The organism is Methanopyrus sp. SNP6 (assembly GCF_002201895.1).
GTDB lineage: Archaea > JAADCQ01 > Methanopyri > Methanopyrales > Methanopyraceae > Methanopyrus.
In genome coordinates, this window is the sequence record NZ_CP019436.1 from 365,085 (window position 1) to 387,769 (window position 22,685).

A 22,685-nucleotide genomic window follows, 5' to 3' on the forward strand; every position below is an offset into this window, starting at 1 on the left:
TCATCCCCCGAACTCGCGTTGGAGTATAGTTTCAGCCAAGAATTCGAGATCCGAGACGTCCTTTCGGTACCACCTAGATCTGAACAACGTGATCACGTAACAAGCTCCGGCGGATGCCAGACCGACTACTGTGGTCGCGAACGCCGTGATCAAAGATGTCGCTAAGCCCGAGATGTTACCCTTAGCTAGCTGCTCCAATCCCGGTCCCAATGGGATCAGCGTTCCCATCAGTCCCAACATGGGACCTAAACGCACGATAATCCTTGTCCTGCTGACTTTGCTGGCCAGAAAGTTTTCGAGGTTCTCCAGCTCCTTTTCGACCCTCAAACTGGCCTCGTCCGCAGAATCGGATTTCTCGACAATCTGTTCTACTCTCCTCAGAAACTCCGAGAAGTGTGGAGGAAGTCGCTTCACGTCCGGAAACTTCTCCGCAATCTGTTCGAGATCCTTCCTGGTGAACCTGGGCCGGTAGGCCACCTCACGGAGGAATATGGCCAGTTCCATCAGAGAGTAGGCTAAGGACAACAGCAACAGTACTACCGTCGGGTAAAACAACAGCTCCATTACCACGTACAGCGCCTTAGTTATCGCCGTCGCGACGCTAGCCATTCGATCACCGCCCTGATGATATCGTCGATTGGGTTATCCGGTGGATAGTTTCCTCGTGAAGCCTTGCGCGCCGCCCACAGGTACCCGAACGCCATCAAAGTCAGGAACAGTAACGCCCACGGTCCTATTTCCGATGGACTCGGAAGGGTCAGCTTGAGTTTAGGTGCTCGCTTCCATAACGGGTAGGCCCACGCGATAATCCCAGTGATTATGAAGAGGAGTCCCACTAAGTTCTCGAGACCGCTAAGAGCCACAGCCGGAGGGATTTTGAGAACCTCGATGACAGCATCGGCGACGATCAAGGTAGCGTACGCCGTCGAAACGAAGCAAGTCCAGAGTACCAAGGCGGCTTGAGTGACGTTAAGTGCGCCTATCTCGGCGTACATGGCGACCGATAGGGCCACTCCGGTTAGGCAGATCGGACACGGAACGGCCACGATGAATGCTCCCAGCTTGGAGAGATCTTTCGCCGAACCTTCCGTTGCCCACTTACGTGCTATGAATATTCCCAGTCCGATAAGGAACAATCCCAGCAAGGCGTGACCGAGGAGGGCGTATCTTTGCATAGCGAGCGCTGTTTTTATGAACTTGGAGACCAAGTGACTTAGGCCTATTATCGCAGGTATTAGTATCCCGGAGAGCGCTGCAATAGCCATCGCCCCACGACGTAACTGGAAACCAGCGAATCCTATTCCTAATCCCGTTTTTAACCCCACGATGAACACGAAGAACGCTATCGCAAGCGCGTAAATCGGGTTATCGGCGAAGGCTGGAACGACCATCCACGAGGTCAGCGCAGCCACGATTACCGAAGACGTCACGGCGAGGAGGGTGACAACTTTGAAGGGTGATACGCCGAGATCACGTGAGATGAGATAAGATGGATACATCAGAGCGACGGAGGACGCCGCGATAGCCCCGGCAGTCACGTCGAGAAGGCCGACGAGGAGGGCGACCCCGGAAAGCGCCGTCCCTTCCAACACGGCGCGAATTATCTCACGACGCTTCTTACGGACACCTAGCACGCGCGCCAGCATTACTCCCGTACCGACTCCGACGGCGGCCGCGGCCATCCCGTAAACGGCTCCGTAGGTCAGTGCTTCCGACACGCCGACGGAATGGTATCTTAGCATTAGCGCCGCGCTGGCACCTAGATAAGTAGTGAAAGCCGCGATCACACCGTGGAACACCCGTCCTTCCCCCGTCATGGACCGAATGCGCCGATCAGAGGGAACAGGATGTTGAACGGTGGTAAGTAAAGTAGATTCTCTGACAGCTCATAATACTTGAATTTAGGCAACTTCGAAGTGATTTCCTGAACGAGCCACCACTTCCGTTCGGTGAGTGTCCGCAGCACCGGGGTCAAAGCCTCGACTTCGCGCAGGTCGTCCATGGCCCCGGGCGCACGCTTCTTGACACGGTTTTCGGCACGGCGTAGCGCTGAGAGAACCCGCGAGACGTTCCTCTCAGCCCGATCGAGACCGGTAACACCTTTCGCTCTCGCTTTCCGGATTTTCAGTCGGGCGAGCTCGAGTTTACGCTCAGCACTGCGGATAGCGGAAAGCAACTCCAACCGATCTCGTCCCGGATTGTTCCCAACGCGGAGCGTATTATCGTACAAAACAGCCTTGTAGGCCAAATACGGGGATGAGGCGAGTACGGTGGCAACGCATTTAGTAGCTCCGTCGATGTCGTTGACAGCGGATTGTAACCTCTCCATGCGGAGGTACTTCTGGAATCGGTGGTCGAACGACCCATGAACGAGTGCTGGGGATAGCACGAGAATGGCCACGAGCGCTGCTGCCACCTTCCATCGCAACTCCACTACCCCTCGTATTACCCAGTAGTTGCCACGTAACAATCTATAATCGTTTTGCGGCTCTGGATCATGTGTGAGCGTGGACATATATCCAATTATTGTTACCCTCGTCGGTGTGCTCAGTCACGGTGTAGCCTACGGTCCCGTAGTATAGGGCGGTTAGGAGTTCCCCGACCTTCCGTTCAACTCGGTCCCCATCGTCTAGAATGTGCTCGTCATCGAAAAGCACGTCAAACCACAGGAGGAGCTCGTCGTAAGCCATTGTCTGAGCGTACTCTCCCATCCCCAAGAACAACTGTCCGTCTTGGAACATTTCCGTTACTATCTCACTTATCCTGCTCACCCCCCGGCACGTCCGTGTGCTAAGCGGACCAGGTCTAAGTAGGGAGCCACCTCGCGCAGCTCGTCCGGCTTTATCAGTGCGCCGCTTTTCTTGACGTACTCGATGAACCTGCGGTACGTCGGATGGCTGGAAAGCGTGCCGGAATCTCCGATACAAATGAGTTTCCGCCTAGGCCTAGTGATAGCGACGTTCAACCTCCTCATGTCCTTTAGGAACCCTATTTCACCTCTAGGATTGCTTCGGACGAAGGATACGATCACGGCCTCCTTCTCCCGACCCTGGAACCCGTCGACCGTGTTCACCTCGACGTCGTCGAGCCCGAGTTCGTCGAGGGCCTTCGAAATCAGGTCCACCTGGTCGTCGTACGGACTGATAACTGCTAGATCCTCCTGAGATAACCCCTGCCGAACCAGTTGTTCCGACAAAAAGGCGACTATCGCGACCTCCATCGGATTTTCACGGGATTTGGAGCCGGGACGGCGTCGCTCCCTCCGCAAGCGTTCTGGTAAGTGCGATGTATCCACGAACCCCAGCGGCTCCTTAGGGCGTAAGATATCAGCCCAGGGTCTGCCTACTTCGGGCTCGCCGACACCTAAGTCCTCGAGCGTGTGACGACGGACGCTCGAGTGAGCCTCGAGCTTACCGTTGTAAAACTCTCGGTTCGGGAATTCCATGATGCTCTCGTGCATCCTGTACTGCACTCTCAGCATCCTGGAGAGCTTCGGGTGCTTTTCGATCAAACGCTCGAAGAGCGTGCGAGAGAGCTCCGGCTGAGCCTTTTCACTTAAGATAGTCGGGGGCAACTGCTTGTGGTCTCCCGCCATGATGAACCTCTTAGCCCTGGAGATCGGGATGAGCGCTGAAGGTTCCGTGGCTTGCGATCCTTCGTCGATTACGGCGACGTCGAACTCGACGTCTTCGAGGAACTCCAACCCTGCGCCGGCGTTCGTAGTGACCACGACTTCGGCTTCCTCTAGTACTTCTCGGATAGCGCGCTCTTCCAGTCGCTCCGCCTCCTCGAAGAGTTTCTGGACCTTCCTGTTGATGTGGATCCATTTAGCCATACTCCGGATTACACGCGGCGGAACACCTCGGGCTCCCTTACCCTCTCTCGCTAGGTAGAGTATGGTCTCGTCGGACATTCCTCGACGCCACCTGGGCACCGGGCGCTGGTATCGATCACGCTTCTCAATGAGCCTGTAAGCGCGCTCCCGGAGGCTCTCCGCCTTCTTGTACAGTGGGTGATTTTCCACGATCGCGCTAAGTGTCCGCTCCTTAAGACTCTTGGAGACACGGGCAGGGTGCCCGACTCTAACAGCCTCCACGCCACGCTCTATCAAATAATCCAAGATGTTGTCCGCGGCGATGTTAGACTCGGCCGTCGCGAGGACCTTGTTACCACGCCGGACCTCCTGGACGATCACTTCGGTGATCGTTCGGGTCTTACCCGCACCCGGAGGACCGTGAATTAGGAAGAAATCCGGCGCCCCTAGGGCGTGTTCCACGGCCTCCCGCTGGGAATAGTTAAGGTCAGTATCGACGAAGTCCACGTCCTCTGGCTCCGCGTCGCCCGGATCGTTGAGTCCGATGATCGTATTCCTGAGCTCTCGGAGTCGACCCTCAGCGTGTCTTATTCGTTCTAGCGCCTCCATCATGCGCTGGAAAGTGACGTCGTTAGCGTATAGGTCGATCCTGATCCCATCGCCCACAGCCCACTTGGGTGGGGGGCTATCGAAGGCAACCGTAATCGAGCGTTTGGTCTTCTCCACCACGGTTCCAGTGAGATCACTCTTCAGTGGATCACCGCGGCTCACGAGGACAAGATCGCCCACGGATATTTGTGTATCTATCTCTCTGGACCGGCCGTACTTCACCAGATAGTAACCTCCGACTTCCCGACCGGCCCTCGTACCACGCAAACCGAGTACTGCTCTTCCTTTCTTCTCACGTTCCTTGCCTGAAAGTTTCCTGATTTCCTTTTCCATCGCCCTCATCTCAGCTTCCCGCTCCAGCTGGACTAGCCTCTGGAACTTCTTGACGTAGGCGTCTACTACCTTAATCTCCTCGGATTCCTCTCCCGTAGGTACTTTCACGTCAGCATGTCTTAGGAGACGTTGAGCCGCACGAGGCTCGACCTGGCACAGCGCGGCTCGGTTAGCCAGCCAGATTTTACCGACTTCGTGTGGTCTTACACCGAGTGAGGATAGTGTATCCAGGACATCTCTCGGAGAGTCCCCCGGACTAAACCCTTTGATCAACACTTCCTTCATGGTTACACCCCCGGTGAACACTACATTACCGGGGGGGTACCGTTCTGTGAGACCGTTTCTGAGCCGGCTGCGCGCCCTCATCTCGTACATAAAGAAAACGTACGATCGCGTCGCGGTAGCCTACTCCGGTGGTACTGATAGCTCGGTACTCCTGTACGCTGCCGTCAAGGCGTTAGGACGGAAGAACGTGATCGCCTGCACGGCGTGTTTGCCGTACGTAGTGAACGTGTGTCCGCCGACCCCTGTGGATGTGAAGCAAATCAGAATCCGCCCCAACGTCGAGGATGTCTTCCGAAAGGACAGAGACGAACACCCGTGTTACCTGTGCAAGCGGGCGATTTACGGGGCGATACACGAAACCGTAGGAGATGTGGACGGAGTGATGGACGGTACCAACGTCTCGGAATTAACCAGAGGTCGACCTGGTCTCCGGGCGTTGTACGAGCTCCACGTTGACATCCCACTGATCAAGTGTGGACTCGGTGATCAGACAACGTCCGTGCTCGCCTCTTACCTGAACCTCCGAGCCCGCTCCGGAGCGTGCTCACTCGTATTGTCTCCGGAGTGGCCCGACGTCGAAGTGAGCGACCCAGGGAGGCTGAACCGGACAGCCCGACTACGCAAGCCACGGTCGGAAAGGTGGTCCCTCTCGGAGTGTCTGGAGTTCACGATCCATGCGCCGTTACCCGAAAGACGAACTGAGACATACGAGTGTATCCGTCGAGGGAACGCGCTAGCGTTCCGAGTACTGGGCGGAAGAGTCACCGAAGCCGTAGCTTCGTACTTCCGAGAGTGCTGGAACGTGTGAGAATTCGCACTTCACTCGATCGAGATATCTATTATTAGAGGGTAAAACCGGGAAGATTTGGCCTCGTTGAAGTCGGAGACTGGAAGTGGGGCGAGGATAGCCCGTTTCACGAACTCTACTAATACGGGTTCCACTTGAAACGTCCTGTGCACCTCATCGCCGACCATCGGGACTTGGTTCTCCAGTGTAGCGCGGAGGATCTCACCCAATTCTCCTGGATCCTCGGAGGTTATCGGCACGATCTTGACCTTGATCTCAGATTCCAGTGTACGGACTACACGCTTGAACCGGCGATCCTTGAGACAGCTTACCACGATGAGATAATCGAATTTCAGTTCCCGGAGGAACTTCCACTGGGTCCACTGGATAGCGTGCTTTCCACCGCGTGGGTCCCTCCACAACGGCTTCCCTTTTGTGAACTTCCATAGATAAGAAAAGTCCAGCGTAGGAGCATCTAGCATTGACGACACGTAAACACCGTAGAGTGCGGAGATTGTATCGGTGACCGCAACAGCGACTGGTGCTTGGTCCCAAAGCTCATCGGCGACCGCTGCCTCAACACCCCATGAGCATACGTTCGGCATCCGCTTCCAACCTCGAAGGGGTTCGGCTCCGACTTGACCGCTTTTGTATCCCGTCACGGCGATCGATTCGGGTGCCAGAGACCTAAGTGCATCAGCGGAGTACGGTGAGGCTACCTGGTATCCAGAAGCCTTTGGGGGGAAACCCTCGAGAAGGTCGCTCGTCGGTCCCACGGCGTTGTGAGAAGCCAAGAGGAGGGGGAGCCGAACCGCCGTGAGGTCTTCCAGTACCTTACGCGTCTTTCTACGGAGGATACCCGACAGGCATAGTGTCTTACATATCTCGTACAGGGGATACGCCACAACGGTCGCGGTGCCTTTCCTCATAGAATACGTCTCTAGGAATGCCTCGGCGGAGACCTCGCTACGTTCCTCGGCCGATGATTCCTCGTGTGGTTCCCTCGACGGTTCTTCCTCCACCTCATCTTGTCTCGTCTTTTTCGATCCCTCTCCCGAGCCGCGGGAGCTGCTCTCCATTGGTCCCCCGATGGTCTCCGCGACTGCTGTTGGATCTACTTCGGTCGCGTCGATCGTTTGCCTTATCTTCATCAGTCGATCTCGTACGACCTTACTATCTCGACGGAAGATCCTACCGATCATCCCGGTTCACCTCGTAAGTCTGAACATCTCCTCGACGATTTCTTCGACCTGAGAGATGAGGTCGGAGTCCAGCTCCACTATGAGCGGTTTCGGGACGTGTCGGGCCTCGAGCACTCTTTCGACTTTTTCTCCCGTGTTGATTTTCATATCGGCACACACCATATGACCAGGGACGATGACTTCAGTGCCAGTTTCGCGACGTATCCGGAAGGCGAGGCCTTCCTCGGTTCCCATCACGATTTTACTGATGTTCTCCTTTTCACAGTATCGACGTATTTGGGACGTGGAGCCGACGAAATCCGCCATCGCGCATACCTCAGGGGGACATTCCGGGTGTACCACGACGGCGGCGTCCGGATGTCGAGAACACAGTTCGCGTAAGTCAGAAGGAGACAGCGAGTGATGAACGGGGCAGCTACCATGCTCGGGGAACGGAATTATTTCCTTGTCCGGCACGTGTTTTTGCACCCAAGCCGCGAGGTTACCGTCGGGAACGAAGATGATCTTATCCTCAGGGAGTGAGGATACGACTTCGACAGCGTTGGCACTGGTACACATCACGTCAGCCTCAGCTTTCACCTCGGCGCTCGTGTTGACGTACGCGACCACGGCGGCGTCTGGATGCTCGCGGCGAAACTCTCGCAGCTCTTCCACCCTGAGCCGCATGGCCATACCGCACGCAGCGCGGTGGTCGGGCACGACGACTTCACGATCGGGGTTGAGTGCCTTCACAACCTCCGCCATGAAATCCACTCCGCACATTACGATACGATCAGCATCGATCTCCCGGGCCTCTAGGGCCATCTCTAGCGAATCCCCGACGCAGTCCGCCATGAGTTGCACATCGGGCCGCTGATAGTTGTGAGCCAGCACGAACGTTTCCACAGTACCTACCCCCTAAACCAACGGCTCGAACTCGACCCCGAATACGTGTTCTGGAATTTCGATCATTACCTTGGGTACGAGGTCCGGATCGATGGTACGGAGGATTCTGGCAGCTTTGGGCACCGAACGGAGAGGTAGGGCGGCGTTGGGACGCTTAGGGTCGTCCAAGTAGTCGCTCTCCAGCATGAACTCCGGACCGTGCTCCGCGGCTTCCCGTACTGATCGCCGAGAGGCTGGTACTGAGGGCCACACTCCTACGTTTCGGGCTGCGGAGACGTCGGATGTCGCCCGATGCCTCACGAACCTGTCGAAGTCGAATCCGACGTCTTTTAAGTACTCGTACAGTCGCATGTAGTGCTTCCCCGAGGCTTTGGGTCCATGGTAAATCACCGGCAAGTCCAGATCTTTGGCCAGCTCCAGGAACCTGATGAACACCTTGTGGCACACACGCTTCACCTCAGCGGGCACGGGATAGTGGGGATGACCTACTTCGCCCACTGCGACTACCTCTTCGTACTCGGCGGCGAATTTCTCGATGAGACCGCACACGGTTTCTGCGACGTTTAGCACTTCCTCTTCGGGACGCTCTTCGGCCAGCGTCGTCACCTCGGCCGGGTGCCAGCCTAAGGCCGCATATCCTCTCAGCGGATACTCGAGCTTGCCGTACCGGACCCCTTCGAGATGTAACAGGTAAGCGCGCTCGAAGTCTTCCCTACTGTATCCGTGGATTCGATAGCTCCGAAGCGTTAGAACCGGGGATACGAACCCGGTACCCCCAGCTCGATAGAACTTCTCAAAGACCTTGTACCCGTCACCTTTCACCGGATTGAAGTGAAGATGTACGTCAGTAGCCACCCGCAATCGATCACCCCGGATCATCCTGAAGGTTGGCTTAAATCGGATGACGTGAGGGCTCGGCGTCATCCCGGCCGATCATCCGTCTCCCGAGTGGTGGCCTTCTTCATCGCCCGGGGGTTGGCGGAATGTGGGTAGAGTTAAGGCGTAAATACGGTCGGGATCGCGGTCACGCACCGATGTCGGAAGAGGACGTGCTGCGGATCAAGCCCAAAGAACGTCCCGGAGTGGTGTTCGTAACCCCGGATGGTCGAGTTCACGCGGACTTGGAGCACGTGAGGATGGTGGAAGATACGGTGACGCTGCACTCCGATCCCACGAAGCCCCCGGGCCCGGACAATCCATCAGTGATCGTACCGGAGCACGTGTTGGCGGCACTTTATGTTTCGGGGTACGCGGGCGCGATAGTCGAGATCCGGGGCGACCCGGGGCACGCGAAGCACGTGTGGAGGGCAGATTGTTACCTGATGGAGGCCGTGGAGGAGCTGGGTGGTCCAGCCGACCCACCCGAGATTGGGGAGCCCGCGGCTAAAAGGACGTTCATCCGCGAGGGAGAAGCCCCGTCTACGGTTAGGAACGTGGAGGGAAGGATCGAACCGGCAGAAGGGTTCGAAGTGCGTGTAGAAGGCGAGGTTGTCTCGATTCACGATCTCATGACCGTCAGGCGTGGGAACGTGAGCAACAAGACGCCAGAACATGCGGGCCTAGACGTGGTAGCGGACGTCGCGATGCTGGCGGGAACGACGGGCGCTAAGGTGGAGATATCAAGACCCACGGAGGTAACCTCGGTGCATCCTACCGATCTCTACCTGGCGACGGCCGCAAAGCGTGGAATTCGCGTCTGTTCGCTCAACGTTGGGAGGATGCGAGGCGCCGTAAACTTGGAGAAAGGGGTGACCGTTCGGGTCGGTACTGATCTCAGGTACGAAGTCTGCATCACCGAAGAACCGGTAACATCTGAGATCAAGATAGGCGACGTAACGCTGGTCCGCGAGGGGGGTAAGTTCCGGACCGTAGAGCCTGGAACTGTTCGGCTCGGAGACGAGGTGGTGGAAGTAAGTTGATCGACGTTTCGTCCCTGTCATGGGCCGTAGCGCTCGGAGTGGTTCGAGGTCTCTACGTGTTCGCGGGGTCGTTCATCGCGGCGGCCCTGTACCGGTAGTGATCGCGTGGGCTATCGCCACCTTGTTCTCGACTCCCGCCAGAACGTACGGGGACGCTATCGGTGAGAGGATCCTCCGGGTGAGGATTCGGGCGTCGGTGAATCCCAGAACTAAGGTCTACAGTCCCCCAGAGAACCCAAACGAGATCAAGGATATCCCCGGAGAACCACCCGCGCCCACAGAGGTCAAAGAACGGATCGCGGGACGTGAGTACGAGTTCCCTCGAGGCACTCCGAAGGAGGAAGTGGAGCGAGTGATCAAGCGAGATTTGGAGAGCGAGACCGGGATAGGCCGCGCCGTGGTCCGCGTGCGGGACGGCGACGTCGAGGTACTCATCGCGGGTGCGAAGCCCCCGATCTCGCACACGCTCCCCCCGGACAAGGTCGCCGTTTCCGTGGAACCACTAGGCGGAGCCATCCACATCGGAGAGGGAGATCGTGTACGTGTGTTCGTGGACGGTCGTGAGCTAGGCGAGGCAGAAGTGTGGCGACGGGTAGACGATCGGGTAGTATTGGTGATGGAAGAACGCATCGCCGAAAAGCTGCTGAAGGAGATCACTCGGGGTAAAGCAGGTGTCCCTGATGGTGGTGGGAGGGGAGGGAGTGAGAGGGGAGGGAAGTTGAAGCGTGAGCGCGTTCGGATCGAGGGAGGCTCGATCAGGGTAGATGGACCGTCCCGGGCTCTAGTAATTCGAGGTGAGGCGACCACGAACAAAGGTACAGAAGTATGTGAGGGTGAAGAACTAGTGATCAGGCGTGGGGAGCGGCTGACGCTTACCACTGACTCGGAGCTCGAGGTAGAGCTAATCCTGGGGACCGGCGCCGGCTACTCGGTCGAAGAAGACGACGTCGAAATACCATCGGACTGGAAAGAGTTAGCCGAAGAGCTGGCCGATCACGGTGGAACACCGATTTGTATGGTGATCGGTCCTCAGGACTCCGGTAAGACGACGCTAGTAACCTTCATCGCCAACGAGCTCGTGGAACGAGGGCTCAAGGTAGGTGTCGTCGACGCCGATATAGGACAGTCGGACGTCGGACCTCCGGCAGTCGTCTCCCTGGGTATCGTAGAGGACACCATCCACGACCTCTCCGAGGTGGAAATGAGACACGGGTACTTCGTCGGGTCGATCACACCATCGGGACACCTACTCCAAACCACCGTAGGGACTCGGAGGATGGTAGACCTCGCACTGGCCGAAGGGACGAATGCCGTACTCATTGATACTTCTGGGATGGTCCACGGCGGACCGGCCAGGGCCCTTAAACTCCACAAGGTCGACGTGATCAGGCCCTCGCACGTGGCGTTCCTGGATCGTAACGGTCAGGTATCGCACATCAAACGTATGGTAGGGTCCTTAGAGTACATCGAGGTACATGACCTCACGGTACCTGAGGCCGTGAAAGACGTTGAACGGAAGGACCGTATCCGACGTAGAGAGCGCGTACTGCGCGAGTTCTTCGAGAAACGGGAGATCCTGGAGCTCGACTTGGAAGAAATCTCCGTACAGCGGGCGTTCATAGGGACGGGTGAACCAGTAGATTTAGAGGAGGAGAGCAAGCTGCCCGCACTGATCAAGGCTGTATCAGGTGTCGAACCGGAGATATTGCACGCGGAGAGGGCGCCGGATGCCGTTATTTTGGTCGTTAGAGACCAGGCCGGTCGAATCGTGGGACGCGGCGGCCGACATGCCCGAGAGCTTAGACGGCTACTTAACGTCCGAGAGTTCGTTGTAGTCAATGAGGAAGAACTTCAGGGAGTGTTGGTAGGACTGTGCGACGGGGCCGGTGATCTGCTCGGTATCGGCGTGATTCGAGAAATTGACTTCACCTCCGGAGAACTGAAAGTCGAGGGCCGGCTACTCCGCGACAGGACGATTCGTGTCGTTCAGCTGGGCTCACTCAAAGTGGATCCTGAGACGGGGTCTCACGAGCCTATGAACGTGCGAGTTTGACCACAGTCCCGAAGTGTTAATCTTCTGGGGTTGCGGCGATGATGTACGTAGGGATCGATCACGGTACCTCTGGAATCAAAGTCGCAGCGTGCGACGGTGAGAGAGACCCGGAGTTTTTGGGCAAAGCACCGAGACGGAAGGTGGCCGAGCATGGGTTACTCCGATCCCTCCCCGACGAGGCCCGGAGGGCAGTAGAGGAGGCCGAGTGCATCTGCCTGAACTATGGAATGGGCGACGCGCTCACGGAGTTCACGCCGCTAGAGGAAGCGGAGGATCTCGGTGTGGGATACGGACTACGTGATACCGGCGGATCGGGACAAGAGTTCGGCGCCGGGAGGCGTATGGTCGAGGAGCTGTCAGAGCTCGGCGTTGAGGCCTACCTAGCACCGGGTATCCATCGGGACTTACCACGGCTGGACGGGGCATTCCGAATATTCTCACACGTGGCGAGCGGTGAGAAGCTAGGAACCGCGAGGCTAGCACTCGAGTTGTCCTCTTCGGATGATCTAGTGGTGTGTGACACGAGCTCGAACACAGTTTCCGTGGTGGTAAAGGATGGTGAAGTAATCGGCGGAATCGACGCGTGCCTAGGTGCACCGGGTATATTGCAAGGACCATTAGACTTGGAGGCCATTCGCAGGATCGACTCGGGTGAACTGTCGGCCAACGAGGCGTTTTCAACCGGAGGGATCGTTAAGGTAGTTAACTGCGCCGGAAAAGACCCAGAGAGCGCTGTAGAGGAATTCATCCAGAGGTGCGGCAAAGAAGAGAAGGAGTGGCTGGCACGACTAGTCGCTTGGGAAGTGGTAGGGTTAGGTATAGTCTACGACTGCGACGAGGCATGGATTGGTGGTACGTTGTCGGGAGACGACGAATTCATGGGAGCGCTTGAGAGGGTCCTGAGCAAAGCTTTTAACAGGGTCGCCGGGTTACCGCCCGAGTCGGCTTCGATGGGACTGGCGCTGATAGCCGCAGACATAGCTTCTGGAGCTCGGTCGGTGTTGGGGGTGCGAATTTCTCGCCGCCACTGATTTCATACCTAGGGCCACCAGGCACGTTCACAGAGGAGGCGGCTGAGCGGTTTTCTGAGGAGGAACTTGGGGGAAATGGGGAGCTCCAGTCCGCTAGTACTATTACCATGGTTTTCTTGCGTGTAGAGCGAGGTGAGGCGGATTATGGTGTGGTCCCGTGGGAGAACTCGCTGGAGGGATCCGTAGGAGAAACTTTGGATAACCTCTTACACAGGAGCGTACGAGTGTTCGGAGAGTTGGTGTTACCTATCTTACACGCACTGATGTCCGGATCCGAACCCGACGATCGTGAGCCCGTGGTCTACTCACATCCCCAGGCGTATGAGCAGGCGCGGGAAGCGCTGCGAGAGTTACTCGGTAACCACGAGTTCGTGCCCACGGCGAGCACCGCCGAAGCTGCCAAACTGGCGTCGGAGAAGGGTGCTTACGCTCTAGGTCCACCGAGGCTCGCGGAGCGGTTCGGACTGGACATAGTGGAGGAGATAAGGTTGGAAAATAACGAGACCAGGTTTGCGATCATCTCGAGGCGTGATAGGGCCCCGACTAAAGAGGACAAGACATCCGTAGTATTCTCGGTAACAGATCGTCCGGGTGCTTTACGTGAGGTTTTGGGTATCTTCGCGGATCGGGGTATCAACCTCACTAAGATCGAATCTCGACCCGCGAAGAGCGGGTTGGGAGACTACGTTTTCTTTCTGGACTTTGAGGGTCACAGGATGCTATACCCAGGGTCTGAAGCGTTAGCGGAACTCCGAGAGAGAACGCCATTCTCCAAGGTATTGGGGTCTTACCCCAAGGTTTTCCCGTAGGGGGTCGGAACAGTGATCGAGATCAGGATACACGGGAGAGGTGGCCAAGGGGCCGTCACCGCGGCTGAGATCCTGGCGATCGCGGCGAAGGAGGACGGGAAGTACTCTCAAGCGTTCCCGTTTTTCGGTGTAGAACGCCGCGGGGCGCCGGTGACGGCTTTCGCACGGATCGATGATGAGTTCATCAAGATCCGATCGCAGATATACGAGCCGGATCACGTGATAGTACTCGACTCCAGCCTGCTGGCCGTAGTGGACGTCACCGAAGGTCTATCGGAAGACGGTCTTATCGTCATTAACTCTAGGGAGGAGTCGGATGAAGTCGCTGAGGAGTTCGAAGATTTCGACGTTTACGTCGTGGACGCGACTCAGATCGCACTTGACGAGTTAGGCATCCCTATCGTGAACACCGCGATGGTCGGCGCCTATCTGAAGGCTTCCGACGTCCTAACCCTCGACGCCGTAAAGGAGGCTATCCACGCACGCTTCTCCGGAGAGATCGCAGAGAAAAACGTTAGGGTCGTTGAGCGAGCCTACCGGGAGGTGAAGGCAGTTGGGTAACGAAGAGTTCACGATAGGGGCTGTAGTGCGAGAACCGGGAAGTACCAGGAGGAATAAGACCGGTAGATGGCGCGTATTCAGACCCGAACTAGATCAGGAGAAGTGTGTAGACTGCGGTATGTGCTTCATGTACTGCCCGGACGGGTGCATCAGACCATCGGACGATGGCTACACTATCGACTATGATCACTGTAAAGGGTGTGGAATCTGCGAAAGCGTATGTCCTGTAGACGCGATCGAAATGGTCCTGGAGGAGGGTTGAGGGGAGATACCGATGACTGAAGTTCGTGTGATCAACGGGAATTACGCCGTGGCTGAAGCTGTTAGGATGGTGGACGTCGACGTCATTGCGGCGTACCCGATCACGCCTCAAACACCTATCGTAGAGTACCTTTCCGAATTCGTATCTGACGGAGAACTGGACGCCGAGTTCATACACGTAGAGTCGGAGCACAGCGCGATAAGCGCCGTGCTCGGTGCCTCGGCAACTGGAGCCCGCGTGTTCACTGCGACGGCTTCTCAAGGTCTCGCCCTTATGCACGAGATCCTGTTCATAGCTTCAGGGTTGAGGTTACCGATCGTAATGGCTGTCACAAACCGCGCTCTCTCAGCTCCGATAAACATCTGGTGCGATCACTCCGACTCCGTGGCGCAACGGGACACGTCGTGGATCCAACTTTACTGCGAGTCAAATCAAGAGGTGTTCGACACAGTAGTGCAGGCATATCGGATAGCGGAACACGAAGACGTCCTCCTACCCGTAATGGTGTGCCTGGACGGGTTCACGTTATCCCACACGTTAGAGCCCGTCGAACTGCCGGAAGAGGAAGAAGTGCGATCGTTCGTCGGTGGGTATGAACCATTCCACTGTTATCTCGATCCCGAAGACCCAATGACGTTAGGGCCTGTAGGTGATCCTGACAGCTACATGGAGTTCAAGAAGATGCAGCACGATGCTATGGAGAAGGCATGTGAAGTTATAGGAGAAGTCAATAGGGAGTTCTCGGACGAGTTCGGGCGTTCTTACGGTGACGGGCTCATCGAAGAATACAACACGGAGGACGCAGATTACGTCGTTATCGCGATGGGATCCGTCTGCGGGACTATCAAGCACGTGATAGATGAGGAGCGCCCGGACGTGGGTCTGGTCAGGGTGAAGGCTTACCGCCCGTTCCCAGGCGACCGGATAGTGGAAGTGATTCAGGATAAGGAAGGTGTCGTGACCATCGATCGCGCACATTCGTACGGGGCAATGCCGCCACTGTGGACGGACGTCAAAGCCCACGCACCGGACATCGACGTGTCGTCGACCATCGCGGGTCTCGGCGGTCGCGACATACGCCCGCAGGACGTGCTCGAGATAATCAAGGTAGCTGAGGAAGGGAAGGGTATGGACGAACCCGTCTGGATCAACGTGAAGGTGTGAGGGGGATCACCCGTGGGGAAAGCCAAGAGACGCGTCCCCATTCCGGAAGAAGAACTCATAGCCCCCGGCCACCGAGCGTGTGCGGGCTGCGGATCCGCCATCTGCGCACGCCTTTGTATGAAAGCCTTAGGTAAGGACACCGTGGTGGTCATGTCGACTGGGTGCATCGAAGTCGTCACGACGCCGTACCCTGAGACCGCTTGGGAAACACCGTGGATCCACGTGGCGTTCGAGAACGCCGCCGCCGTCGCATCCGGCATCGAGCGCGCGTTGAAGGCGTTGGGGAAGGAGGACGTAACAGTGGCTGTGCTCGCGGGCGACGGTGGGACCGTGGACATAGGATTTCAGGCGCTATCAGGGATGTTGGAGCGGGGCCACGACATCGTCTATATCTGTTACGACAACGAAGCCTACATGAACACGGGAGTTCAGAGGAGCGGTGCGACACCGTACTTCGCGGCGACCACCACGACACCACCGGGTAAGATCTGGAAGGGAGAGATGCGACCGAAGAAGAACATCCCAGAGATCATCGCCGCACACGGGGCGCCGTACGTTGCGACGGCGTGTGTGTCCCATCCTAAAGACCTCATCAAGAAGGTCAAGAAGGCTAAGGAGGTGAAAGGGCCTGCGTACGTCCACGTACTGTGCCCGTGTCCGCCGGGTTGGGGGCATGATTCGTCAGAGACCGTCGAAATCGCGAAGCTAGCAGTGGAGACGGGGATGTGGGTATTATACGAGATCGAGAACGGGGAACTCCGCATCACTTACCGTCCGAAGGATCGAAAGCCTGTGAAGGAGTATCTCAAGCGTCAGAAGAGGTTCCAACACCTGACCGAGGACGACATAGAGGAGATCCAAAGGATGGTGGACGAGCAGTGGAAAGAGCTCGAAGGGTGAAGGTCTGGGTCGGCTTACCCGACTGCGTAGGGTGCGGTAAGTGCGCGGAGGTATGTCCAATCGGCGCTATAGAGATAGTCGACGGCCGGCCGCGGAAGTGCGTGCACTGTAATCCGGAACGAGCGATGTGCGCTCGGGTTTGTCCCAGTCACGCGATCGTTCAGGTGTGCGAAACACTCGTGATAGACCGTGACAGATGCGACGGGTGCGGGAAGTGTGTCGAAGCCTGCCCGGTGGACGGGATATTCGTCCGTGGGAACGTCGCCGTGAAGTGCGACAACTGCTCAGACCGAGAGTACCCCGCATGCGTGGAAGCATGCCCGGTAGCCGGTGCAGATGTGGCTTCCGTAGATGAGCGGGTTTTATGGAGACGATTCCGAACCACCCGAACCTTCCGGGACTTGCAGGGGAGTAGGGGTTATGCCAGACGACCCGGATCGGAAGCTGCTCGAAAGCATATCCGAAGCCACCGTCGAAGCGTTGCGCGTGGCCGAAACTAAGCTCCCGGACGATGTGCTGGAAAGGCTGGAACGGGCACTGGACGAGGAAGACGGTCATGCCCAGACGATGCTGGAAGCGATTCTCGAGAACGTCCGCATCGCAGAGGAGAAAGGATTACCGATGTGCCAAGATACAGGGCTAATCACCGTTTTCGCGGAGATTGGCCGCGAGTTCCCCCTGAGGCTAGCCGGAACCATCCGGGACGGAATCGAGGAGGGTATCCGACGGGCTACGGAGGAGATACCGCTTAGACCCAACGTGGTCCATCCGATAAGTAGGGAGAACACTGGTGATAACACCGGGTACCGTGTACCCATCGTTCGGTTCATCCCGACCAAGGGGAAAGAGCTGAAACTCCACTTCCTACCCAAAGGTTTCGGGTCTGAGAACTCCAGCGCGGTGACCCGGTTGTTGCCCACGGAAGGGTTGGAAGGCGTCCGCGAGTTCGTAGTCAGGACAGTGAGAGAGGCCGGCGGGATGCCGTGTCCACCGATCGTGTTGGGCGTAGGGGTCGGTGGGACGATCGACGAGGCCACGCACTTGGCCAAGCTTGCCCTGTTCCGACCACTGAACGTTAGGAACCCGGACCCAGAGATCGCGGATTTGGAGGAGGAGCTGTTAGAGGAGATAAACCGACTGGGTATAGGCCCAATGGGTCTCGGGGGCCGGACTACGGCACTGGCCGTCAACGTCGAGCTAGCTTACACCCACACGGCCGGGCTGCCGGTGGCCGTGAACGTACAGTGCTGGGCGGCCCGAAGGGCGACCGCGATCGTGTACCCGGACGGCTTCTTCGAAGTTACCCAACGTGAGTACCCGCGGGGGATAATCTGTTGACCGAACACCACCTGGAAGTCCCACTCGAGGAGGGGCGACTCACCGAGTTGGAGGTAGGTGACGTAGTGTACCTGACCGGGATCATAATCACGGCTCGCGACAAAGCCCATCAGCGGATTTTCGAGGAAGGTGATGAACCTCCCGTAGATCTCGAAGGGGCCGCCGTGTTTCACGCGGGTCCCGTGGTCAGGCGTGTCGATAACGGCTACGAGCTAGTTGTGATAGGCCCCACGACGAGCACGAGGATAGCGAAGTATCTCGAGGATATCGTGGATGCTGGCGTGAAGATGATCGTCGGCAAGGGGGGCATGGGCCCGGACGCTCCTGAGGTGATGAAGGATCGCGCCGTGTACCTCACGGCGCCGGGAGGGTGCGCCGCGCTCCTTGCCGAACGGGTAAAGGGCATCCGAGAAGTACACTGGTTGGACCTTGGAATCCCAGAGGCGATCTGGGTCCTGGAGGTGGAAGAGTTCGGCCCGCTGATAGTCACCGTAGACGCGCACGGTAACGAGCTGTCGGGTGAGTGAACCGTGTACGTCGGTCGGTTTTTACTTGCCGGAAAGCTGGAGGACGGGACACCGATCGCAGTATACTGCGTTTGTAGCCGCAGCTTCTCGGATCGACGTATCGAAGTCAGTGAGAGTGCGGCGTTCGTGGTCCCAGAAGATCCGAGCTACACGACAGAGAACCCGTACGTGACCTATACCTGCGCCCGTATCGTCGAAGAGTTCCTCGTACTCTCCAACGGAGCTCAGACGGATCCTATCGCGGACAAGCTGGAGTCGGGTGTGCCACCCAGGGAAGCGATAGTGTCTGTCACCTTCGCTATGGATTATGAACACGACGAGTACAACACACCGAGGATCTCCCTAATCACGGACGGCGAAACGTTCTGGCTTGGACGGGTCGCACTGGATGAGGTGTGCTTCAAGTCTATGAAGCCAAAGGACGGGGAGGGGTACTTGCTGTCCGTGTACGGGGAATACGCCGAAGTTCCGTCGGAGCCTAACGTGACCCTGGACCGAGAGGACCCGCTTAAGTGCGATCCTGTCCCGTCCTTCAAGCACTACGTCTGCTCGGTGATCGCACGGCACGACGGCGGCCGTTGGTCCCTCGAGGCCAGGTGATTCAGTCTGTCTCCAACAGCCTCGCGTTTCCGGGTGGCATCGCCCTCATTACGTCGTCCACAGTTAGATAACGGCGTAGGTTCTCCACCCCGTTCTTGAACATCTCGAAAAGCCTCCTGGCGACGTCGGATTTTCGCTCGTTTCCGGGTTCCAAGACGCCGTACGTCAAGCAGTGTCTCTTCACGGCAGAGACCGGTCCGCCCATTACCCTGTACCCACTCTCCACCTCTTGGACACCGATCGCCACCTTCAGCTCCGTTCGACGGAACCAGTTACGTTTACCGCGGATGATAGCACCTCCGTGGGGAGCCTCGGCAGACTTGTCTACCTGGTCGGCTGTCACCCAGTAAACATCGGCGGCTTTGAGACCCCAACGCCACGCTCGGGAATACGAAGCCGCGAAGATCGCCGCCTCACGTAAGGTCGTCTCCGGGACCTCCTTGCCCTCGGTCTTGATCACGACATGTGGAGCCCCGTGCACGTGAGCGTGGACGAGGATGTCGTGGTCCTCCAGGTAGCGTCGTAATATGATCTCGTTTGTATGGGCGTCCGAGCCGCCTATAACCACGAAGCCGTCGGATGATATGAACCAACGGAACCGCTCGTACCAGTCCTTCTTGCGACGCTTGGTGAGCTCGACCGTCAGCTCTTCAAGCTTCACCTCAGGTGGGCCCTCTTCGAGTAACTTCTCGAGTTCGCGCTCCTGCTCTCGAAGAACCTCTCGAGCGCGCTCGGCTTTCCGTTCCAGCTCCTTCGCACGATCAAATAGCTTGGAAGCAGTGGAGTGAACGTCCGAGTCGATCGGTACGGGCACGGTCACCTCGCTGTTTTCACCTGGCAACCTGAGGATCACGCGACGGTTCTCGACGTCGATGTCGGTTATCCTCTCCACCTCCTCTATGCCGGAACCCTTAGCCTCTTGGATCCTCCGCTTAATCTCCTCCAACGAGTACCCCTCGCGCTCCGCTTTTCGGAGCTCGCTCAAGATCCCGTCGACGAGGTTGTAATTCAGGTACAGCGCGTTGGCACGCTCACGGAGTTTTTCCGCCTTTGTACACAGCTGCTCGATGCTCGAACGCTGTCTCTCGATCGTCCGCTCGAGGCGACGCTTTTCGCATTCCCATTTCTCTCGTACTTTGCGTTCCTTCTCCGCCAGGAATTTAGTCACGTAATACTCGTCTAAGGCGCGTTGGAAGGTGTCCTGCTCCTCCATCTCAAGTTCCTCGGAGTAACGCTCAAGCGGCACCGGCGTGACGTCCACGTAGTTTCGCTCGGTCGTCCTGTAGAGTGTAGGTCGTAAATCTCCCTCGGATATCTGCTCTAGGAGATCCCGGAGCGTTTCGTAGATCTCCTCCAGCTCCTCCTCCTCGAACTCCGATGCGTGTGATTCCCGACGCTCGTACAGCCCGACCCTCAGGAGCACCTCTTCGGCATAAAGGCCACCGAGGCCCACGTCCACGGCGAGTGTCCGGACGATATCACGGTCGGACTCGAGGAGTAATTCTAGGAAGGTATCACGGCCGAGTTCGTAGGGATCGGGCGGGCTTTCAGGTGGCTTGTACGTCTCGCCTGGCACGACAGCCCTGTTACGGAACCGTCTGGTCGGAAAGGCCCTCTCGATGGAATCGTTCTCGTCAGTTACGGCGAGCGTACCTTTGGGGAGCAGCTCGATGTAGATCCTACGGCCCGAACGCAGGTCGAAGCGTAATATCCTGTCGAAACCTAGCTGGGTGATACGCTCTATACGGTCACCCGAAAGGGTACTTCTGAGCGCCTGTGAAACGGGGGTAGGCTGATCGGGGCTTGGTTTGGGGCGCCAGGTTAGGTGTACACGCGTCCCTGGTTCCAAGACCAGATAATGGGAGCCTACACCCGGGATGTGGAGCTTAACCTTCAGCTCACGCTCACCTACCTGGTATACCTTATCTATCAAGGCCCCTTCGAGTAGGGAATCAAGTTCGCGGGCAGTGGCACGCACGTCGAAGGATGTCATCGCTTCCTTGGACCACGCTTTCAGACCGTGTAACCCCCGGCGGAACCACCGCCGAATCACGAGGTCCTACTCTTGATCTTCGCCTTAACGGCTTCCTTTCTCCGGACTGTCTCCTCCTTCTCCTCTTCTCCGAGAACCTCACGGACTAAGTGTCGGATGGCGTTCTTGAAGGCTGTAATCAGATCCCAATCGTGGTCCTTGACCGATATGACGTTCCGCGCATCCTTGACGTGGATGCGTACCGAGTACTTGTGACGGTTACCTTCCTCATGGTACCGTTTGATGTGGACCTCGACAGCCTCGATCGACGGACGCATCGAGGCGAGCTTCTGAACGGCCGCGGCTATCGACTTACGGAGGATTACTAGGGTGAAGTCGTCGACGTCGTCTACACCCTTCAGCGACACGAACACGCCGCGCTTCCGCATCAACTCGGGGATCTTGCGCAGAATGTCCCGCCTCGTCACGACTCCGATTGGCTCTTCGAATTTATTAACTATCGGCATACCACGGATGCCGTTCTCTACGATCTTCTCGCATAGGTCGACCAAGGTCTCGTCGGGCTCGGCTCGCACGCACGGTGAGCTCATGATATTCTTTACCGGGTGACCGAAAGCGGGCACCTTCTCACCCTTGCGGTCCATTTTCCCGAGCCTGGTGATCGGCTTGATGACCTCACGGATGATATCCGTTGTGGTGACGATCCCTCGGAGCTTGTTCGCGTCGTTAACCACCGGGAGCCTGCTGATACCGTTATCGCGCATTATAGCTCTGGCTTTAGCGATGGTGTCGTTCTCGTGGATGGTGATGACAGGAGTGCTCATCACTTCCCGCGCGTCGATCTTGGCAAGCTCGTCCGACTCTCGCGCGACGTCGATGATGTCGTATTCCGTTACGAGACCAACAAATTCCCCATCTTCTTCTACCACGGATAAAGCGCGGAGACCCGAATCGAGCATCGCGGTGATAGCTTCGACTATGAGTGTGTCGGGTGTGATCGTTTCCGGCTTCATCATCACGGTTTCTGGTTTAACGTTCGAGACGTCCGCTACGTGAGCGTCTACCACGTCGTAATACGAGATCATCCCCACAACCTTACCATCATCTACAATTGGTATTTCCTTCACACCATGGCGTTCTAACTTCGAGAATATCTTCGACAACGGCTCGCCAGGTTCCGCGGTGATAACCTCTTCGGCAGGCGTCATAATCTCTTCGACGGGGCGCTCGAAGACCTCCAATGGATCGCCCCCATAGACCTTTGGCGGCACGGTGGTTGTCCCGTCCACGGCAAAAAAGAAATCGGTACCGAACCGCGCCGGCGTCGAAATGGCGAGATGAGGGTGGGTGACTTGAGCGGTGAGCCAGAGTATAAGTTAGTGCTAGCGGCGGTTCATCAAGGGCTCGGGGTCCTAGCCGGGTACCTATGCGCCACGAGATACTCGATCGTGCTCGCTATGGTTCTCTTGATCTTGCCGTTCGCCCTCGGCAGGGTCCTGGAGCGATTGCTGGATCGGGAGTGCATCGGCGGAGCCAAAGGCTGGATGGCGTACGGTCTAGGGGCGTACCTCTCGGCGTGGATACTAGCTTGGACGTACTTCATCAACCGGTAA

General features: G+C 57.4%; 24 protein-coding genes. 14 read left to right on the plus strand and 10 right to left on the minus strand.

Annotated elements, in window-relative coordinates; translation table 11 throughout:
- The 5 genes from BW921_RS02105 to BW921_RS02125 all read right to left on the minus strand — a co-directional run bounded on the left by BW921_RS02105 (position 1) and on the right by BW921_RS02125 (position 5,041).
- Positions 1 to 609 carry a MotA/TolQ/ExbB proton channel family protein gene (locus BW921_RS02105; RefSeq protein WP_148688362.1) on the minus strand — a complete coding sequence of 203 codons (609 nt, stop codon included), beginning with the start codon at positions 607 to 609 and terminating at the stop codon, positions 1 to 3.
- The gene (locus tag BW921_RS02110; protein ID WP_168168657.1) at positions 585 to 1,799 is read right to left on the minus strand and encodes a DUF2162 domain-containing protein; all 1,215 of its coding nucleotides are present in this window, start codon (positions 1,797 to 1,799) and stop codon (positions 585 to 587) included. The genes BW921_RS02105 and BW921_RS02110 overlap by 25 nt, the downstream gene beginning before the upstream one ends.
- 14 nt (positions 1,800 to 1,813) lie before the next feature.
- Positions 1,814 to 2,428: a hypothetical protein gene (locus tag BW921_RS02115; protein ID WP_148688364.1), complete on the minus strand. Its 615-nt coding sequence runs from the start codon at positions 2,426 to 2,428 to the stop codon at positions 1,814 to 1,816.
- 67 nt (positions 2,429 to 2,495) lie between these two features.
- Positions 2,496 to 2,771: a hypothetical protein gene (locus BW921_RS02120; RefSeq protein WP_148688365.1), complete on the minus strand. Its 276-nt coding sequence runs from the start codon at positions 2,769 to 2,771 to the stop codon at positions 2,496 to 2,498.
- Entirely contained in the window at positions 2,768 to 5,041 is a 2,274-nt protein-coding gene (locus BW921_RS02125) for an IGHMBP2 family helicase (protein WP_236953761.1), read from the minus strand. Before BW921_RS02125 ends, BW921_RS02120 begins: the two co-directional genes overlap by 4 nt.
- Positions 5,042 to 5,087: 46 nt before the next feature.
- Between BW921_RS02125 and BW921_RS02130 the strand changes: the two genes are divergently transcribed.
- A complete protein-coding gene (locus BW921_RS02130) occupies positions 5,088 to 5,849 on the plus strand; it encodes a hypothetical protein (RefSeq protein WP_148688366.1) in 762 nt (253 codons plus the stop codon).
- Positions 5,850 to 5,860: 11 nt separating this feature from the next.
- Here BW921_RS02130 and BW921_RS02135 read toward each other — a convergent pair whose 3' ends face one another.
- From BW921_RS02135 to BW921_RS02145, 3 genes are read right to left on the minus strand one after another with little or no spacing between them, the layout of a single operon-like run.
- Complete coding sequence (locus BW921_RS02135) at positions 5,861 to 7,030, minus strand: hypothetical protein (RefSeq protein WP_148688367.1); 1,170 nt, start codon at positions 7,028 to 7,030, stop codon at positions 5,861 to 5,863.
- 6 nt (positions 7,031 to 7,036) lie between these two features.
- A complete protein-coding gene (nadA, locus tag BW921_RS02140) occupies positions 7,037 to 7,915 on the minus strand; it encodes a quinolinate synthase NadA (protein ID WP_148688368.1) in 879 nt (292 codons plus the stop codon).
- Between the two features lie 12 nt (positions 7,916 to 7,927).
- A complete protein-coding gene (locus BW921_RS02145) occupies positions 7,928 to 8,770 on the minus strand; it encodes a TatD family hydrolase (protein ID WP_236953779.1) in 843 nt (280 codons plus the stop codon).
- A 128-nt stretch (positions 8,771 to 8,898) separates the two neighbouring features.
- On the opposite strand from BW921_RS02145, the gene BW921_RS02150 reads away from it, so the two are divergent.
- From BW921_RS02150 to purO, 12 genes are all read left to right on the plus strand, one after another.
- Positions 8,899 to 9,834: a hypothetical protein gene (locus BW921_RS02150; RefSeq protein WP_148688370.1), complete on the plus strand. Its 936-nt coding sequence runs from the start codon at positions 8,899 to 8,901 to the stop codon at positions 9,832 to 9,834.
- A 121-nt stretch (positions 9,835 to 9,955) separates the two neighbouring features.
- The gene (locus tag BW921_RS02160) at positions 9,956 to 11,887 is read left to right on the plus strand and encodes a Clp1/GlmU family protein (RefSeq protein ID WP_236953762.1); all 1,932 of its coding nucleotides are present in this window, start codon (positions 9,956 to 9,958) and stop codon (positions 11,885 to 11,887) included.
- 38 nt (positions 11,888 to 11,925) lie between these two features.
- On the plus strand, positions 11,926 to 12,918 hold the full coding sequence (locus BW921_RS02165; protein WP_148688372.1) for a methanogenesis marker 12 protein: 993 nt from the start codon (positions 11,926 to 11,928) through the stop codon (positions 12,916 to 12,918).
- Positions 12,918 to 13,727, plus strand: coding sequence for a prephenate dehydratase (pheA, locus tag BW921_RS02170; RefSeq protein ID WP_236953780.1), 810 nt, complete (start codon positions 12,918 to 12,920; stop codon positions 13,725 to 13,727). Before BW921_RS02165 ends, pheA begins: the two co-directional genes overlap by 1 nt.
- Positions 13,728 to 13,739: 12 nt before the next feature.
- A complete protein-coding gene (locus tag BW921_RS02175; RefSeq protein WP_148688374.1) occupies positions 13,740 to 14,288 on the plus strand; it encodes a pyruvate ferredoxin oxidoreductase subunit gamma in 549 nt (182 codons plus the stop codon).
- The gene (porD, locus tag BW921_RS02180) at positions 14,281 to 14,550 is read left to right on the plus strand and encodes a pyruvate synthase subunit PorD (protein ID WP_148688375.1); all 270 of its coding nucleotides are present in this window, start codon (positions 14,281 to 14,283) and stop codon (positions 14,548 to 14,550) included. The genes BW921_RS02175 and porD overlap by 8 nt, the downstream gene beginning before the upstream one ends.
- A 12-nt stretch (positions 14,551 to 14,562) precedes the next feature.
- Complete coding sequence (gene porA, locus BW921_RS02185; protein ID WP_148688376.1) at positions 14,563 to 15,714, plus strand: pyruvate synthase subunit PorA; 1,152 nt, start codon at positions 14,563 to 14,565, stop codon at positions 15,712 to 15,714.
- A 39-nt stretch (positions 15,715 to 15,753) separates the two neighbouring features.
- Positions 15,754 to 16,614, plus strand: a complete 861-nt coding sequence (porB, locus tag BW921_RS02190; protein ID WP_394338949.1) for a pyruvate synthase subunit PorB — start codon at positions 15,754 to 15,756, stop codon at positions 16,612 to 16,614.
- Complete coding sequence (locus tag BW921_RS02195; RefSeq protein WP_148688378.1) at positions 16,593 to 17,114, plus strand: 4Fe-4S dicluster domain-containing protein; 522 nt, start codon at positions 16,593 to 16,595, stop codon at positions 17,112 to 17,114. The genes porB and BW921_RS02195 overlap by 22 nt, the downstream gene beginning before the upstream one ends.
- Positions 17,035 to 17,952, plus strand: a complete 918-nt coding sequence (locus BW921_RS02200; protein WP_148688379.1) for a fumarate hydratase — start codon at positions 17,035 to 17,037, stop codon at positions 17,950 to 17,952. Before BW921_RS02195 ends, BW921_RS02200 begins: the two co-directional genes overlap by 80 nt.
- A complete protein-coding gene (locus BW921_RS02205) occupies positions 17,949 to 18,479 on the plus strand; it encodes a FumA C-terminus/TtdB family hydratase beta subunit (protein WP_148688380.1) in 531 nt (176 codons plus the stop codon). The genes BW921_RS02200 and BW921_RS02205 overlap by 4 nt, the downstream gene beginning before the upstream one ends.
- A gap of 3 nt (positions 18,480 to 18,482) precedes the next feature.
- Complete coding sequence (gene purO / locus BW921_RS02210; RefSeq protein WP_148688381.1) at positions 18,483 to 19,079, plus strand: IMP cyclohydrolase; 597 nt, start codon at positions 18,483 to 18,485, stop codon at positions 19,077 to 19,079.
- Between the two features lies 1 nt (position 19,080).
- Here the strand turns inward: purO and rqcH are convergent, their stop codons facing one another.
- Together rqcH and BW921_RS02220 are read right to left on the minus strand one after the other, a co-directional pair.
- On the minus strand, positions 19,081 to 21,132 hold the full coding sequence (gene rqcH, locus BW921_RS02215; protein WP_148688382.1) for a ribosome rescue protein RqcH: 2,052 nt from the start codon (positions 21,130 to 21,132) through the stop codon (positions 19,081 to 19,083).
- Positions 21,129 to 22,313, minus strand: coding sequence for a CBS domain-containing protein (locus tag BW921_RS02220; protein WP_148688383.1), 1,185 nt, complete (start codon positions 22,311 to 22,313; stop codon positions 21,129 to 21,131). The genes rqcH and BW921_RS02220 overlap by 4 nt, the downstream gene beginning before the upstream one ends.
- Before the next feature lie 111 nt (positions 22,314 to 22,424).
- On the opposite strand from BW921_RS02220, the gene BW921_RS02225 reads away from it, so the two are divergent.
- Positions 22,425 to 22,685, plus strand: a complete 261-nt coding sequence (locus tag BW921_RS02225) for a hypothetical protein (protein WP_088335118.1) — start codon at positions 22,425 to 22,427, stop codon at positions 22,683 to 22,685.

What these genes read in the sequence shown, in the direction of transcription:
- BW921_RS02165 (WP_148688372.1), top strand. Translation starts at nt 11,926, where the DNA reads ATGATGTACGTAGGGATCGATCACGGTACCTCTGGAATCAAAGTCGCA.
- BW921_RS02135 (WP_148688367.1), bottom strand. Translation starts at nt 7,030, where the DNA reads ATGATCGGTAGGATCTTCCGTCGAGATAGTAAGGTCGTACGAGATCGA.
- BW921_RS02200 (WP_148688379.1), top strand. Translation starts at nt 17,035, where the DNA reads ATGCCAGACGACCCGGATCGGAAGCTGCTCGAAAGCATATCCGAAGCC.
- porA (WP_148688376.1), top strand. Translation starts at nt 14,563, where the DNA reads ATGACTGAAGTTCGTGTGATCAACGGGAATTACGCCGTGGCTGAAGCT.
- BW921_RS02105 (WP_148688362.1), bottom strand. Translation starts at nt 609, where the DNA reads ATGGCTAGCGTCGCGACGGCGATAACTAAGGCGCTGTACGTGGTAATG.
- BW921_RS02150 (WP_148688370.1), top strand. Translation starts at nt 8,899, where the DNA reads ATGTGGGTAGAGTTAAGGCGTAAATACGGTCGGGATCGCGGTCACGCA.
- BW921_RS02125 (WP_236953761.1), bottom strand. Translation starts at nt 5,041, where the DNA reads ATGAAGGAAGTGTTGATCAAAGGGTTTAGTCCGGGGGACTCTCCGAGA.